Source organism: Roseococcus sp., from assembly GCF_965227005.1.
Taxonomy (GTDB): Bacteria; Pseudomonadota; Alphaproteobacteria; order Acetobacterales; family Acetobacteraceae; genus Roseococcus.
The window spans coordinates 366698-381000 of sequence record NZ_CBDDFJ010000036.1 but is presented as its reverse complement, the minus strand read 5'-3'; the positions used below and the strand labels follow the sequence as shown (position 1 = coordinate 381000).

Sequence of the window (14303 nt, the reverse complement as noted above, 5' to 3'; positions counted from 1 at the left end):
GGTTCTAAATCCCGGATAGGGGCGGAGTTGTTTCTTGGAAGGCGGGCCGTGCGATGGCGGCGTCGTACCAGGCGGCGAGTGTGCCCCTGCCCTCGCGCCAGCGGAAGACCGTGTGCCGTCGCTCGCAATAGCCCAGGGCACAGGCCAGGGCCACGCCCTCGGGGGTGAAGGCGTCGTAATCCTCGGGCGTCATGGCATCGAGGGTGCGGGCCGCGCGGGCGCGCTCGATGGCCTGGAAGGGGAGCGATTGCTCGCCCTTGGGGCGCCGGAGGTCGCGATTCCACACCGCGATGCCGTCGAGGAAGGACAGCGACCGGCCCAGGCGGCCGCGCGCGGGCGCATCGGCGGGCAGCCAGCCCAGATGGGCGAGGATGAGGGGCACCTCCACCAGCACGTCCTCGCCGTCGCGCAGCGTGGGGACGCGGCCAGCGGGGCTATAGGGCAGCAGAGACGAGGCCGGGTCGCGAAGCGGGACCTCGATCTCCTCGAAGGCGTGGCCGCGATCGCGCGCCAGGACGCGGATGATCCGGGCGAAAGGGCTGCCCGGCGAGATGTACAGGATCATGGTTCCTCCGGGCGCGATGCTGCCCCCGGGGGAGGCCTCAGTCCAGCCGCAGGGCGGCGCGGCGTTCGGTGAGCCCCATGGGGTCCGTGAGGCCGGCGAGACGCGTGGCGGCCAGGGTCGCGAAGCGATGCATGAGCGCCTTGCGGCGGGCGGGCGCCATGGGGTGCGGCGGCGCCTCGCGGATCGGCGAGGCCTCCCAGCCGTCGCTGACGATCAGGCCGACATCCTCGGGCAGCAGGGCCTGGGGAAAATCGAGATCGACAGCGAAGTGCAGCTCGTCGGAAAAGGCGCGGTAGTCCTGCCACTTGCCGTCGCAGAGAAAATCCCGCGCGCAGGACTTTACCTCGATGATGACGAAGCCGCCGTCCGGGCGCAGGGCCAGGATGTCGGCGCGGCGGCCATCGGGCAGCGGCACTTCGCTCAGCGGCGACCAGGCGCGGGTGAGGCAGTGGCGCATGGCGGCGCGGGTGGTGGCGAGGGTGCGGGCGGCGGCGTCCATGGCCGGATTTTCGCCCAGGCGCCACGCGAGAACAAGAGGGGAACTTAAACCAGCCGGTCGATCGCCGCCGCCAGCTTCAGGTCGCGCAGCGACAGCCCACCGGCGTCATGGGTGGAGAGCGTGATCTCGACCTTGTTGTAGACGTTGAACCACTCCGGATGGTGGTCCTGCGCCTCGGCGAGCAGCGCGACGCGGGCCATGAAGCCCCAGGCCTCGGAGAAGTCTGGAAAGCGGAAGTCGCGGCGGAGGGCGTCGCGGCCCTCCACCATCTTCCAATGCGGCAGTTCCGCCAGCTTCGCCCGTCCGGCGGCATCGAGCTTCTCGACCATTTCAGCCTCCCGTGTCATTCAGGCGCATGCGCCCGACCACGCCCCCAAGCCTCGAGGACATCCTGGAAATGGCGGAGGATGCCTTCGCCGCAATCCCCGTCGAGCTGCGCGAGATGGTGCGCGGCACCGCCATCCTCGTCGAGGAGGTGGCCGATGACGAGCTCGCCACCGAGATGGGCCTGGACAGCGCCTGGGAGCTGACCGGGCTGTATCGCGGCACGCCGCTCACGCAGAAATCCGTGCTGGACGCGCCGGCCGCGCCGGACACCATCCTGCTCTTCCGCGAGCCCATCCTGCTGGAATGGATCGAGACGGGCGAGGATCTGTTCCGGCTGATCCGCAACGTGGTGATCCACGAGATCGGCCATCATTTCGGGCTTTCGGACGAAGATATCGACCGGCTCGAAAACGAGGATTAGGGCAGCTCCGGCGCCTTCGCCGGAGCGGTGAAGATGCCCGGAAGAAGCTTCAGCCCCGCAGCGCGCCCAGCACGATCACACTTGCGCCCAGCAGGCAGAGCGCCGCGCCGCCGAGATCCCAGGCCGTGGGCCGGAAGCCCTCGACCGCCGTCAGCCAGACCAGCGACGCCGCGACATAGACCCCGCCATAGGCCGCGAAGGCCCGGCCTGCCGCATCGCCGGGTGCGAGCGTCAGCAGCCAGGCGAAGACCACCAGCGAGGCCACGCCCGCCGCCAGCCACCAGCCGCTCGCCCCCTGACGCAGCACGGCCCAGAAGGCGAAGCAGCCGGCGATTTCCGCCAGCGCGGCGGCCGGAAAGATGACCGCCGGGATCAGAGCTGCCGCAGCGCGAGGCAGACGCGAGCGACCTGCTCGTCCGTCATCTCGGGGAACATCGGCAGGGAGAAGACCTCCTGCGCCGTGCGCGCCGTCTCGGCGCAATTGGCCGGGCCGAGCGCCACGCGCCCCGCATAGGCCGGCTGGGTGTGCACCGGCATGGGGTAGTGGATGCCCGTGCCGATCCCCAGCGCCTTCAGCTTGGACATGAAGGCGTCGCGCTCGGGGTGGCGCAGCACATAGAGGTGGAAGACGTGATAGGCATCCGCCCGGCGCGCCGGCGCCGTCAGCGCCGTGCCCGAGAGGGCGGCGTCATAGGCGTCGGCGATCTCGCGCCGGCGGGCGTTCTGGCGATCGAGATGCTGCAGCTTCACGCGCAGGATCGCCGCCTGCACCTCGTCCAGCCGCGAATTCACGCCCTGCAGGTCGCTGATATAGCGCCGCTTCCAGCCATATTGCCGGATGGCGGCGATGCGCGCGGCGAGCTCGGGGTCCGGCGTGGCCAGGATGCCGCCATCGCCCAGCGCGCCGAGATTCTTCGTCGGATAGAGGCTGAAGGCGGCCGCATGGCCGATCGTGCCCAGCTTCCAGCCGTGCAGCTCCGCGCCATGGCATTGCGCGCAATCCTCGATCAGCATCACGCCGGCCGCGTCGCAGGCCTCCTTGATGGGGCCGAGATCGACGGCCTGGCCGTAGATATGCACCGGGATCACGGCGCGGATCGGCGGCAGGCCCGGCGGCGGATCGGCCAGGACCGAGGCCAGCTCGTCGGCGTCCATGGTGTAGGTGTCGTGGTCGATGTCGAGCAGCAGCGGCGTCGCGCCCACCATCTCGATGGCGGCCACGGTGGCCACCGCGGTGTGGCTCACGGTCACGACCGTGCTGCCCTCGCCGATGCCCATGCCGCGCAGGATGAGCATGATGGCGTCCGTGCCATTGGCGCAGCCGACGGCGTGCATCTGCGGCGCCTCGGGCTTGTCGCCCAGCCAGGCGGCGAATTCGGCCTCGAAGGCCTCGCCCTCCTTGCCGAGGATGTACCAGCCCGAGGCCAAGGCGCGCGCCACGGCCGCGTCGATCTCCGGTTGGAGCGCGCGATAGCCCGCGCCCGGATCGGCAAAGGGAAGCATGGGGAGGGAGGCGTTCATCTTGGTGGTCCTTCCCGGCGTCAGGCCTTCACGGCCTGATCGAGGTCAACGTAGTCGCTCATGCGATCGCGATACCAGTCGAGGCTGAGGCGCAACCCCTCGGCCAGCGAGACCTGCGTCGCCCAGCCCGTGGCCGAGCGGAAGGCGCTGTCATCGGCGTGATAGCTGCCGATGTCGATCGGCGCGCGGTCGGCGGGGAATTCACGGGTGGTGAAGCCGCCCTTGCCGCCATTGGCGGCGATGATGGCGCCCGCGAGGTCGCGCAGGGAGATAGGCGGCGAGCCGCCGAGGTTGAAGACCTCGCCCGACACGCCCGGCTTGGACGCCTGCTCGGCCGCCATGAGGAAGGCGCGCGTCACGTCGTCCACATAGGCGAGGTCGCGCAGCTGCTCGCCGCCCCAGACCTCGAAGGGCTCGTTCTCCAGCAGCTTGCGCATCCAGATGCCGAGGAAGGTCTGCCGCGCATCGGCGATGCGCAGGCGCGGGCCGTAGCAATTGGTCAGGCGCAGCGAGACGACGGGGCGGTGCAGCACCCGGTTCTCCAGCATCCAATACTGCTCGCCGGCCCATTTGGAGACGCCATTGGCATCGGGCGGATTGACGGGATGCAGCTCGTTCACCGGCAGGCTGATCGGCCGGCCGTAGAACTGGCGCGTGGAGGCATGCAGCACCGCCGCCTGGGGCGCGGCCGTGCGCATCACCTGGATCAGGCGCACCTGGGCCACGGCATTGATCGCGATGTCCGAGACGGGGTCCTTCTGCCCGCCCATATGGCTGGTCTGGGCGGCCATGTTGAACAGGACGTCGATGCGATCGCAGAGGCTGTGCAGCTCGGTGTCGCGCAGGTCGCCGCGCACGAGCATGACGCCCGCGCCCTCGAGATTGGCCGGGTTCGCGCCCCCCTCGGGCTGCATGGCGTCGAGCGCGGTGACCCGCGCGCCCAGCGCGGCCAGCGCGTGGCAGAGATTGCTGCCGAGGAAGCCCGCGCCCCCCGTCACCAGCACCCGCTTGCGCTTCCAGAAGCCAGGATCACCCAACATCGCCGTCACTTGCCCATCGCCTGTTCCACTGTCGCCATCTTGTCGCGCAATACGGCGGAATCACGCCAGCCCCGTGGCTTCATTTGTCCATGGCTTCATGGGCCCACGGCTTCATTGGTCCGGCCTGCCCGTGCCGTGGCTCCGCATGATTTCCGCAAAGCCGAAGAGCAGCAGAAGTTGCCCCAGGATCATCTGAATCGCCGTCAGGATCCGGATCCCGTCATCCGCCGGCTGGATGTCGCCATAGCCGACCGTGGAGAGGGTGACGATGCTGAAGTGCAGCGCATCCGAGAAGGACAGCCGCCCGGGTTGCCCCATCAGGACGAAGATCGGCCCGCTCGAGAAGCCGTCCGCGATGCGGTAGAGGCAGCCGAAGGCCACGGCCAGCAAGGCGAAGAGGCTCACATAGGTCGCGATCGGCACGGCCAGCACCATCACCCGGTCGCCGACCTGCCGCATGATCACCGCGATATCCACCAGCAGCCGCACGATGGGCCCGACCGAGGCCGCCGTGATGGCCGCGATCAGGCCCATCGCGAAGAGCAGCGCCAGCGTCTGCCATTCCGGATCGACCCGATTGACCGGCAGCGAGAGCGAGACGGCGCCCACCAGCGCCGTCGGGATCATCCAGCGCACGAAGCGCGGCAGATGCTTCAGGTCGGCCCCCATCTCCGACGAGGCGGCGGCCGTCAGCGCGCGGCGCCGCGCCACGCAGGCCAGCACGAAGGACAGCACCGGCAGCAGGAAGGCCACGCTGCGCGACCATTCGGCCGCCTCGGGGAAGGAGGCGCGCGCGATCACCACGAAAAGGCAAACATAGATCGCCAGGCCGTTCGCGAGGCCGAGCGCGAAGAGCAGCCCGTGCGGGAAGACGAAATGCAGCCCTCCCAGCGCCAGGCTCGCGATCACCAGCGCCACCGCGGCGAAGGCCCAGCCTTGATCCGACACGCCCATCGCCACAAGGAGCATGAAGGCGAGGGTCATCCCCGTCGCCAGCAGGACCATCCGGTGCGGGGAGGGGCGCGCCTTCACGGCAGGGCGGCGACCCCCGTGATCTCGACCTTCCAGCTCGGATCCACCAGCGGCGCCTGGATCGTCATGCGCGCGGGCTTGTGGGCGGGGTCGAGCCACTTGTCCCAGGCGCGGTTCATCGCCGGGGCGTCGTTGATGTCGGCCAGGATGATCTGGATGCTCAGCAGATACTGCTTGCTGGTGCCGGCCACGGCGAGCAGCGCGTCGATCTGCCGCAGCACGTCGTCGGTCTGGCCCTCGGCGTCGAGGCTCGAATCATCGGCGACCTGGCCGGCCAGATAGACCATATTGCCATGCACCACGGCGCCCGAAAGCCGCTTCTCCTCCGCCAGTCGCAGGATCATCGCCTCAACTCCCATTCATGCCGGCGCGGATCCGCGCCGGGCTCCAGGGAGGCAAGCTAACCGAGGGCGCGGCGCAGGTCAGCCATCCCTTGCCGCGAAGAGCGGCAAAGTTCAGACCTCCTCCACCTTCTCCACGCCGGCGAGCAGCTTCATCGCCTGCATCACCCGCGGCGAGACGTTCCAGGTGCCCGGCAGGGTGAGCTCCACCTCCTGCCCGGCCGCGAGATGCGGCACCAGGCTGACGCGCCCCTTCCCCTTGCCGTCACGCTCCAGGACCTTGCGGATATCCGGCAGGGCGGTGCCCGCATCGAGGAAGATGCGCATCCCCTGCCCCACCCCGGCCGCCGCCTTCTCCAGGCTCTCGATGTCCTGGGCCGTGAGGCGCAGGGATTCGCCGTCCATCCGCGCCTCGGCCGTGACGAGCACGGCCGTGCCCTCCTCCATCAGCTCGCGCGAGCGGTTGAGCACCTCGCTGAAGAAGGTCACCTCGAAGCTGCCGGTCTGGTCGGAGAGGCTGACCCAGGCCATGCGGCTGCCGGTGCGCGTGTTGCGCTCCTTGCGCGCCGTCACCGTGCCGGCGAGCTTGAGCCGCGTGGTGCCCGCGCGCGCCCGGTCGGCGATCAGCGCCGAGGGGACGGTGCCGAGGCGGCGCAGCGCGCCCTTGTATTCGTCGAGCGGATGGGCCGAGAGGTGGAAGCCCACCGCCTCGGCCTCGAAGGCCAGCTTGTCCAGCTGCGGCCAGCTCACCGCCTCGGGCAGGCGCAGCAGGGACGGCCCCTGCTCCACCGCGCCGAAGAGCCCGATCTGGTTGCTGTTGCGGTCCTCGGCCGAAGCCTGGGCGCGACGCAGCACGGTCTCGGCGCCGGCGACGAGGCGGGCGCGGTTGCTCTCCAGGCTGTCGAAGGCGCCGGCCTTGGCGAGGTTCTCCACCTGCATCTTGTTGATCACGCGCGGGTCCACGCGATCGGCGAAGTCGGCGAGGCTCTTGAAGGGGCCGGTGGCCCGCCGCGCGGCGACCAGCTCGCGCATCGCCTGCATGCCCACGCGCTTCACGGCTGCCAGCGCGAAGCGGATGGCCTGGCTGTTCCAGCCGGTCTCGACCGGGGCGGGCTCGCCCGAGGGCTGGGGCGGCCTGGGCGGGGGCGTCCACTCCTCGATGGTGAATTCGGCGCCGCTCCTGTTGATGTCGGGCGGCAGCACCTTGATCTTGAGCCGCCCGGCCTCCTGCATGTGCGAGGCGAGCTTGTCCGTCTTGTCGAGATCGAGCGTCATGGAGGCCGCGAGGAAGGCCACCGGATGGTTCGCCTTCAGCCAGGCCGTGTGATAGGCGACCAGCGCATAGGCCGCCGCGTGCGACTTGTTGAAGCCGTAATTGGCGAACTTCTCCATCAGGTCGAAGACCTCGCCGGCCGTCTCGGCGAGGACGCCGTTCTTCTCCGCGCCCTCCGCGAAGATGGCGCGCTGCTGCGCCATCTCGGCCATGTTCTTCTTGCCCATGGCGCGGCGCAGCAGGTCCGCCCCGCCGAGCGAATATCCCGCCATCACCTGCGAGATCTGCATCACCTGCTCCTGGTAGACCATGATGCCATAGGTCTCGGCCAGGATCTCGTGGATGCAGGCGTGCGGCGAGGCCCACTTCTCGCCGTGCTTGCGGGCGCAATAGGCCGGGATGTTCTCCATCGGGCCCGGGCGATAGAGCGAGACGGCGGCGATCAGGTCCTCGAAGCGGTCGGGGCGCATGGCGCGCAAGCAGTCGCGCATGCCCTGGCCTTCGAACTGGAACACGCCGGCCGCATCGCCACGGGCCAGCATTTCGTAGGTCAGTTTATCGTCCAGCGGCACGGCGGCGAGATCGACCTCGATGCCCTGGGCGCGCAGCAGCTCGACCGCGCGTTGCAGCACGGTGAGCGTCTTGAGGCCCAGGAAGTCGAACTTCACCAGGCTCGCCTGCTCGACGTATTTCATCGAGTACTGGGTGATGAGCGAGGGCGAGCGCGGGTCGCGATAGATCGAGGTGATGTCGATCAGCGGCCGCCGCCCGATCACCACGCCGGCGGCATGCGTCGAGGCATTGCGGTACAGCCCCTCCACCTGGAGCGCCGTGTCGAGCAGCTTGGCGATGGCCTCGTCGTTCTGCTGCATTTCCTGCAGGCGAGGCTCGCCCTTGATCGCATCGCCGAGCGAGACGGGATTGGCCGGGTTGTTGGGAATCAGGCTCGCGATCTTGTCGACCTGGCCATAGGGCATGCCCAGCACGCGCCCGACGTCGCGCACCGCCGCCTTGGCCTGCAGCTTGCCGAAGGTGATGATCTGCGCGACGCGCTCGGCGCCGTATTCGCGGCGGACGTAGTCGATCACCTCGTCGCGGCGGTCCTGGCAGAAGTCGATGTCGAAGTCGGGCATCGAGACGCGCTCGGGGTTGAGGAAGCGCTCGAAGAGCAGGCCGAAGCGCAGCGGATCGAGATCGGTGATGGCCAGCGCCCAGGCGGCGACGGAACCCGCGCCCGAGCCTCGGCCTGGCCCCACGGGGATGCCCTGCTCCTTCGCCCACTGGATGAAGTCGGCGACGATGAGGAAGTAGCCGGAGAAGCCCATCTTATCGATGACGCCGAGCTCGTATTCCAGGCGCTCGGCATGGACTTCGGGCACCCCCTCGGGGAAGCGCTTGGCCAGCCCTTCCCGCGCCATGGCGGCGACGGTTTCCGTCTCCGTGCTGCCGGGGCGAACCTTGGGGCAGATGGGCAGCTCGGGCTTCTTGCTCTCCGCCATGACGGAGCACATGCGCGCGATGGCGAGCGTGTTGTCGCAGGCCTCGGGCAGGTCGGCGAAGAGGGCACGCATCTCGGCGGCCGGCTTGAACCAGTGATGCGCGGTGACGCGGCGGCGATCGGCCTCGGCGACGAGGCGGCCCTCGGCGATGCAGAGCAGCGCGTCGTGCGCGAGGTGCATCGAGGACTTGGCGAAATAGACGTCGTTGGTGGCGACGATGGGCAAAGCGGCCTCGTCGGCCAGGCGCAGCAGGCCGGGCTCGATGGCCTGCTGGCGCTCGGTCTGGTGGCGCATGAGCTCGACGGCCAGGCGGTCGGGGAAGGCCTCGCGCAGGGCGTGGAGGAAGGTCCGCCCCGCGTCGCGCCGGCCTTCGACGATGAGGCGGGAGAGCGGGCCGTGGTCGCCGCCCGTCATCAGGAAGATGCCGGGCGCGTTCTCCAAAAGCTGTTGGAGGCTGATCGCGGGCTTGCCCGAGATGTCGTCGTTCAGCCAGCCGAGGGAGGAGAGCCGCTGGAGGTTGATCCAGCCCTCGGCGTCCATGGCCAAGGCCGTGACGCAGTCGGCGCCGTTGCGCAGGGCCTCGGGCCGCTCCTCGCCGGTCGCGGCGCGGGAGAGCCAGAGCTGGCAGCCCATGATGGGCTGGACGCCCTTGCCGGAGCAGTATTGGGCGAATTCGAGGGCGCCGAAGAGATTGGCGGTGTCGGTGAGGGCGACCGCCGGCATGCCGGCTTCGAGGGCCAAAGCGGGGAGCTTGTCGGCCTTGATGGCACCTTCGGAGAGGGAATAGCTCGAATGGGTGTGGAGGTGGATGAAGGACTCGGGCATGGGCGGGAGGGTAGCACAGCGGAGGCAGGAAACTGAGTTTCCTGCACCTTCCGGCTATCGACTTCGTATTCGGCGCTCAGTTTCTGCTTTTGACTTCATTGGCGGAATTTGCAGCGCTGCGGGCAGGGATAATCGTGTCCGAAACGCGCGACATCCCCTAAAGTATGAGGCGATGACTCGCCGTATCACTCTTGAAGACCTTCCAGTCTCGCTGCCTTCGGCGCAGAGAAAGATCCGGCACCACATCATCGGCTGCGAGTATCTCTCCGGCTTTTGCCCGGGATCGGAGGAAGCGCGCGACGTCCGAAGAGATTCCGTCCTATGGATCCATCACCTTCGTAGCGGCAAGTCGCGCCCCTCGAACCTAGAGGGCGCCCCTATGGAGCGGGACCTCTATACGTTCACTGGTGCGGATGGAAATAAGCGGGACGACGTCGAGAACGCCTTCGCGCGCACGGAGGCAGATGCAGGAGAACTGACGCGGCGCCTCGCGGCCGGCGGCGCTCTCTTGATAGAGGAGAGGCACCACTACGCTTCGTTCGTGGCAAACATGATCATTCGGACCAAGGCATTCCAAGCTCGGCTGACTGAGACGCTGAGGCGGCACTTCGGCCTCACGGTAGTCCGCCCGGAGCACCTCCACGCCCATGCGCTGATGCACATGATGAAGCTCGGCCAGATCATCTCCCACATGTCCTGGAGTGTCATCAGGACCTCCGGAGACGCGCGGTTCCTCACCTCAGATGACCCAGTCTCAATCGCCCTATTTCGGTTATCGGGCCTTCCGGACTCCAACTGTTCCATTCTCGACAAAGGTGCGACGCTCACCTTGCCACTCGCGATGAATGCCTGCCTCGTGGCCGAGTGGCGCGACCCGCCTGCTGTGTTTCAGGTGCTAGAGGCAGATCACCCGCTGATCGGCATGTTGAACCAAAAGTGCGTCGCCTCAGCTCACGAGAACATCTTTGCGCCGGAGCAGTCTCTCCTCCCCAAGCCGGACAATACGGCGGCCTTGAGGCTTGCTCACCCCAGGCCTTCCTTACTGCATCGGGACGACGTCGAGCTCCTTCCTCCGCACGGATTGAGGCTGCCGGGCGTCTTCGACTGGATGGTTCAGTTGATGTTTGAAATGCGCGACACCGATCTCCCTACCGAACCAATCCGGTGATGACGGAAGCGGAAGGACCTGGAGACCTGAGACGAACGAGTAGTTCTTCACTCGCTTGAGAGCTTTAGAATGCGACCCTGTTGGCGACTTGACCGCATAATGGTTGGCAAAGTCGCCCCGATGCTCACAGGGTCCAGGGCCAAAAGCCCTGGCGGGGAGAGTTTGAGAGGGGCAGAGCCCCTCTCAAGTCACGCTCAGAGCCCGAACTGGCTCACGAACTTCGTGTTCAGATAGGCGTCGATCGCCTCCGACCCGCCCTCGGTGCCGTACCCGCTGTCGCGCACGCCACCGAAGGGCACTTCGGGCAGCGCCAGGCCGAGGTGGTTGATCGTCATCATGCCGACCTCCACGCCCGCCGCCAGCGTCTGCGCCGTCTTGCCGCTCGTGGTGAAGGCGTAGCTGGCCAGGCCGAAGGGCAGCCGGTTCGCCTCGGTCACCACCTCGTCGATCGTCTTGAAGGAGCGCATCAGCGCCACCGGGCCGAAGGGCTCCTCGTTCATCGCGCGCATGTCGATGGTGGCGCCGGCCACGACCGTCGGCTCGAAGAAGTAGCCCTTGTTGCCGATGCGGCTGCCGCCCGTGGTGATCTCCGCGCCCTTGCTGCGGGCATCGGCGATCAGCGTCTCCATGACCGGCACGCGGCGCTCATTGGCCATCGGGCCCATGGTGACGCCCTCGTCCAGGCCGTTGCCGACCTTGAGGCCCTTGGCATAGGTCGTGAAGGTCGAGACGAACTGGTCGTAGACCTTCTCCTGCACCAGGAAGCGCGTGGGGCTCACGCAGACCTGGCCGGCATTGCGGAACTTCGCCATGGCGAGCGTCTTGGCCGCATGGTCCACATCGGCGTCGTCGAAGATCATCGCCGGCGCATGGCCGCCGAGTTCCATGGTGACGCGCTTCATGTGCTGCCCGGCCATCGCCGAGAGCAGCTTGCCCACGGGGGTCGAGCCGGTGAAGGTGACCTTGCGGACCGTCGGATGCGCGATGAGGTAGGAGCTGATCTCGCTCGGCACGCCGTAGACGAGGCCGATCACGTCGCCCGGGACGCCCGCGTCGAGGAAGCACTTGATGAGCTCGGCCGGGGAGGCCGGCGTCTCTTCCGGCGCCTTCACGATGATGGCGCAGCCGGCCGCGAGCGCCGCGGAGAGCTTGCGCACCACCTGGTTGATCGGGAAGTTCCACGGCGTGAAGGCCGCCACGACGCCGACCGGCTCCTTGATGGCGAGCTGATAGATGCCCTCGCCGCGGGCCGGGATCACCTGGCCGTAGGTGCGGCGCGATTCCTCGGCGAACCAGTCGATGACGTCAGCACCCGCGAGCACTTCCATCTTGGACTGGTCGAGCGGCTTGCCCTGCTCCATCGTCATCAGGCGGGCGATGGCGTCGGCGCGGCTGCGCAGCAGGTCGGCCGCCTTGCGCATCAGCTTGGAGCGCTCGTAGGCGCTGACCTTGCGCCACTTGGCGAGGCCGCGCTCGGAGGCTTCCAGCGCTTCGTCGAGATCCTTGATCGAGGCATGGGCGACGGTGCCGACCACTTCCTCGCTGGCGGGGTTCAGCACGTCGATGCGCTTGCCGCCATCGGCGTCGCGCCACTTGCCGGCGATGTGCAGCTGGACGTTGGGGTATTCGGCCATGTGGGATGTTCTCCGATTGTCGGCCAGAAGGTGACGCAGCTGGAGGTGGGTTGCAATCCGCGCCCCTCCATCCGCAAGGACGACGTGGTGGTTGGAGGCCGCATCGGGAAGGCCTAGGTTCCGCGCGAATTCACGATCCGGAGATCGCCATGCTCACGCGGAGAGCCACCCTGCCCGCCCTTCTCGCCACGCCCCTGCTGGGCCGCGCCGCCGCGGCGCAGGGCGATGCGGGCGATTTTCCCAACCGCCCCGTGCGCATCATCCTGCCCTATGCGGCCGGCGGCCAGGCGGACACCATCGCGCGCCTGCTGCAGCCGCGCATGACCGAGGCGCTGGGCCAGCCCGTGGTGATCGAGAATCGCTCCGGCGCGGGCGGCTCCATCGGCGGCGGCATCGTCGCCAGCGCGCCGGCGGATGGCTACACCCTGCTCTTCGACGCGGCCTCCTTCCTGATCGTGCCGCTGGCCGTGCGCGGCCTGCCCTTCGACTACGAGACGGCCTTCGCGCCCGTCGGCCTCGTCGCGGAACAGCCCTATGTCCTGGCCGTGGCGCCCAGCCTGGGCGTGAACGACCTCGCGGGCTTCCTGGCCGCGGTGAAGGCCAGCGGGCAGCCCCTGCCCTATGGCACGCCGGGCATCGGCAGCATCGGGCACCTCTCGGGCGCGCTGCTGGCGACGCGGGCGAATGTGCAGCTCGAGCACGTGTCCTATCGCGGCGGCGCCGACGTGGCGCGCGACCTGGCGGCGGGCACCATTCCCATGGGCATCCTGAGCTACAACTCGCTCGCCCCGGTGCTGACCAGCGGGCGGGCCAAGGCCATCGCGGTGACGAGCGGCATCCGGCGCGGCGATCGCAGCATCCCCACCATCGCCGAGAGCGGCTTTCCGGGCTTCGACGTGACGAGCTGGACGGGCGTCTTCACCCGCGCGGGAACGCCGCCCGGCGTGATCCGCAAGCTCGCCGCCGCCTGCAACCACGCCACGGCCGATGCCGCGGTGCGCGAGCGCATGGCCGCGATCGGCAGCGAGGCCACGGAAACCCAGCCGGAGACCTTCGGCGCAAGGCTGGTGACGGAGCGCGCGGTGGTGAAGTCCATCGTGCGCGAGGCGCGGGTCGTGTTCGACTAGGCATATCGGCGGCCGCCGCGTTCTGTCAGGCTTGTCCCTGACATGACGCATGCCGCGCGACGGGCCCACAGGCTCGGCCTCCTTCTCCTCCTGGTCACGACGGCCGGCTGGGCGCTGAACTGGCCGGGGATGAAGATCCTGCTGCGCGACTGGCCGCCGATGAGCTCGCGCGGCGTGGCGGGGGTCGCGGCCTCGCTGATCCTCGCCGCCCTGGCCTGGCGCGCGGGCGAGACGCTGCACGTGCCGCGCGAGGCTTGGCCGCGCCTGCTCTTTGCGAGCTTCACCAATGTCTTCGCCTGGATGGGCTTCGGCACGCTTTGCATGGTGTGGCTGAGCGTCTCGGAGGGCACGCTGCTCATCTACACGATGACGCTCTGGGCGACGCTGCTGGCCTGGCCGATCCTGGGCGCGCGGCCGGGGCCACGTCAGATCGGGGCGCTGGTGCTGGGCTTTGCCGGGATCGGGGTGCTGCTGGGCGGCCAGGGCTTCGCGCTGGGGCCGGACAAGCTGATCGGCGTGGGGTTCGCGCTGGCGGCGGCCGTGCTCTTCGCGCTGGGGACGGTGCTGAACCGCAAGGCGCTGCCGATCCCGCCGCTGGCCTCGGCGGCCTGGCAGGTGGGGCTGGGATGCCTGCCGATGCTGATCTTCGGGTTTCTCGTGGAGGCGCCGCGATGGGGAGCGCTCTCGGCGAGCGGGTGGGCGGTCCTGGTCTATATGACGCTGGTGCCGATGGGGCTCTGCTACGTGACCTGGTTCGCGACGCTGCGGCTGCTGCCACCGGCGACGGCGTCGACAGGAACGCTGCTGGTGCCGCTGATCGGGGTGATCTCGGCGAGCCTCGTGCTGGGGGAACCACTGGGGTGGCGCGAGGGCGCGGCGATGGTGCTGGTTCTGGGCGGGGTCACGCTGGCCTTGAGAAAAGCATGATCCGAGACGGGCACCTGAACGGCCGGCCTCGCCCGTCGCCTATAATGCTACCGCCGGAATCTCCCCATAGAGCGTTAGCGCGGCAACGGCTGAGGGATCGGCGC

14 protein-coding genes are annotated in these 14303 nt (G+C 68.6%); 4 read left to right on the top strand and 10 right to left on the bottom strand.

Annotated features, from left to right (window positions below):
• Positions 1–4: 4 nt before the first annotated feature.
• Genes ACO057_RS19190 through ACO057_RS19180 form a run of 3 tightly spaced genes read right to left on the bottom strand, consistent with a single transcriptional unit; the run spans position 5 to position 1393 of the window.
• Complete coding sequence (locus ACO057_RS19190; protein ID WP_421994439.1) at positions 5–565, bottom strand: glutathione S-transferase family protein; 561 nt, start codon at positions 563–565, stop codon at positions 5–7.
• A 37-nt stretch (positions 566–602) separates the two neighbouring features.
• Positions 603–1064 (bottom strand): MmcB family DNA repair protein, encoded by a 462-nt coding sequence (locus tag ACO057_RS19185; RefSeq protein ID WP_421994437.1) that lies wholly within the window; start codon positions 1062–1064, stop codon positions 603–605.
• Positions 1065–1108: 44 nt separating this feature from the next.
• Positions 1109–1393: a 4a-hydroxytetrahydrobiopterin dehydratase gene (locus ACO057_RS19180; protein ID WP_421994435.1), complete on the bottom strand. Its 285-nt coding sequence runs from the start codon at positions 1391–1393 to the stop codon at positions 1109–1111.
• Between the two features lie 26 nt (positions 1394–1419).
• Here ACO057_RS19180 and ACO057_RS19175 point away from each other — a divergent pair, with 26 nt between their 5' ends.
• Positions 1420–1812: a metallopeptidase family protein gene (locus tag ACO057_RS19175; RefSeq protein WP_421994433.1), complete on the top strand. Its 393-nt coding sequence runs from the start codon at positions 1420–1422 to the stop codon at positions 1810–1812.
• A gap of 49 nt (positions 1813–1861) precedes the next feature.
• Here the strand turns inward: ACO057_RS19175 and ACO057_RS19170 are convergent, their stop codons facing one another.
• The 6 genes from ACO057_RS19170 to dnaE all read right to left on the bottom strand — a co-directional run bounded on the left by ACO057_RS19170 (position 1862) and on the right by dnaE (position 9343).
• Complete coding sequence (locus ACO057_RS19170) at positions 1862–2173, bottom strand: YnfA family protein (protein WP_421994649.1); 312 nt, start codon at positions 2171–2173, stop codon at positions 1862–1864.
• Between the two features lie 11 nt (positions 2174–2184).
• The gene (locus ACO057_RS19165; protein WP_421994431.1) at positions 2185–3333 is read right to left on the bottom strand and encodes a DegT/DnrJ/EryC1/StrS family aminotransferase; all 1149 of its coding nucleotides are present in this window, start codon (positions 3331–3333) and stop codon (positions 2185–2187) included.
• A gap of 20 nt (positions 3334–3353) precedes the next feature.
• Positions 3354–4373, bottom strand: coding sequence for an NAD-dependent epimerase/dehydratase family protein (locus tag ACO057_RS19160; RefSeq protein WP_421994429.1), 1020 nt, complete (start codon positions 4371–4373; stop codon positions 3354–3356).
• Positions 4374–4484: 111 nt separating this feature from the next.
• Entirely contained in the window at positions 4485–5405 is a 921-nt protein-coding gene (locus ACO057_RS19155) for a potassium channel family protein (protein WP_421994427.1), read from the bottom strand.
• Entirely contained in the window at positions 5402–5749 is a 348-nt protein-coding gene (locus ACO057_RS19150) for a RidA family protein (protein ID WP_421994425.1), read from the bottom strand. Before ACO057_RS19150 ends, ACO057_RS19155 begins: the two co-directional genes overlap by 4 nt.
• Before the next feature lie 111 nt (positions 5750–5860).
• Complete coding sequence (gene dnaE / locus ACO057_RS19145; RefSeq protein ID WP_421994423.1) at positions 5861–9343, bottom strand: DNA polymerase III subunit alpha; 3483 nt, start codon at positions 9341–9343, stop codon at positions 5861–5863.
• A 172-nt stretch (positions 9344–9515) separates the two neighbouring features.
• Here dnaE and ACO057_RS19140 point away from each other — a divergent pair, with 172 nt between their 5' ends.
• Positions 9516–10511 (top strand): DUF4238 domain-containing protein, encoded by a 996-nt coding sequence (locus tag ACO057_RS19140; protein WP_421994421.1) that lies wholly within the window; start codon positions 9516–9518, stop codon positions 10509–10511.
• Between the two features lie 194 nt (positions 10512–10705).
• Here the strand turns inward: ACO057_RS19140 and ACO057_RS19135 are convergent, their stop codons facing one another.
• Positions 10706–12145 carry an NAD-dependent succinate-semialdehyde dehydrogenase gene (locus ACO057_RS19135; protein WP_421994419.1) on the bottom strand — a complete coding sequence of 480 codons (1440 nt, stop codon included), beginning with the start codon at positions 12143–12145 and terminating at the stop codon, positions 10706–10708.
• Positions 12146–12294: 149 nt separating this feature from the next.
• Between ACO057_RS19135 and ACO057_RS19130 the strand changes: the two genes are divergently transcribed.
• Positions 12295–13272: a Bug family tripartite tricarboxylate transporter substrate binding protein gene (locus ACO057_RS19130; RefSeq protein ID WP_421994417.1), complete on the top strand. Its 978-nt coding sequence runs from the start codon at positions 12295–12297 to the stop codon at positions 13270–13272.
• A gap of 42 nt (positions 13273–13314) precedes the next feature.
• Positions 13315–14199, top strand: coding sequence for a DMT family transporter (locus ACO057_RS19125; protein WP_421994415.1), 885 nt, complete (start codon positions 13315–13317; stop codon positions 14197–14199).
• The last annotated feature ends 104 nt before the right edge of the window (positions 14200–14303 follow it).

What these genes read in the sequence shown, in the direction of transcription:
- ACO057_RS19160 (WP_421994429.1), bottom strand. Translation starts at nt 4,373, where the DNA reads ATGTTGGGTGATCCTGGCTTCTGGAAGCGCAAGCGGGTGCTGGTGACG.
- ACO057_RS19175 (WP_421994433.1), top strand. Translation starts at nt 1,420, where the DNA reads ATGCGCCCGACCACGCCCCCAAGCCTCGAGGACATCCTGGAAATGGCG.
- ACO057_RS19165 (WP_421994431.1), bottom strand. Translation starts at nt 3,333, where the DNA reads ATGAACGCCTCCCTCCCCATGCTTCCCTTTGCCGATCCGGGCGCGGGC.
- ACO057_RS19140 (WP_421994421.1), top strand. Translation starts at nt 9,516, where the DNA reads ATGACTCGCCGTATCACTCTTGAAGACCTTCCAGTCTCGCTGCCTTCG.
- ACO057_RS19130 (WP_421994417.1), top strand. Translation starts at nt 12,295, where the DNA reads ATGCTCACGCGGAGAGCCACCCTGCCCGCCCTTCTCGCCACGCCCCTG.
- ACO057_RS19180 (WP_421994435.1), bottom strand. Translation starts at nt 1,393, where the DNA reads ATGGTCGAGAAGCTCGATGCCGCCGGACGGGCGAAGCTGGCGGAACTG.
- ACO057_RS19125 (WP_421994415.1), top strand. Translation starts at nt 13,315, where the DNA reads ATGACGCATGCCGCGCGACGGGCCCACAGGCTCGGCCTCCTTCTCCTC.
- ACO057_RS19150 (WP_421994425.1), bottom strand. Translation starts at nt 5,749, where the DNA reads ATGATCCTGCGACTGGCGGAGGAGAAGCGGCTTTCGGGCGCCGTGGTG.
- ACO057_RS19135 (WP_421994419.1), bottom strand. Translation starts at nt 12,145, where the DNA reads ATGGCCGAATACCCCAACGTCCAGCTGCACATCGCCGGCAAGTGGCGC.
- ACO057_RS19185 (WP_421994437.1), bottom strand. Translation starts at nt 1,064, where the DNA reads ATGGACGCCGCCGCCCGCACCCTCGCCACCACCCGCGCCGCCATGCGC.
- ACO057_RS19190 (WP_421994439.1), bottom strand. Translation starts at nt 565, where the DNA reads ATGATCCTGTACATCTCGCCGGGCAGCCCTTTCGCCCGGATCATCCGC.
- dnaE (WP_421994423.1), bottom strand. Translation starts at nt 9,343, where the DNA reads ATGCCCGAGTCCTTCATCCACCTCCACACCCATTCGAGCTATTCCCTC.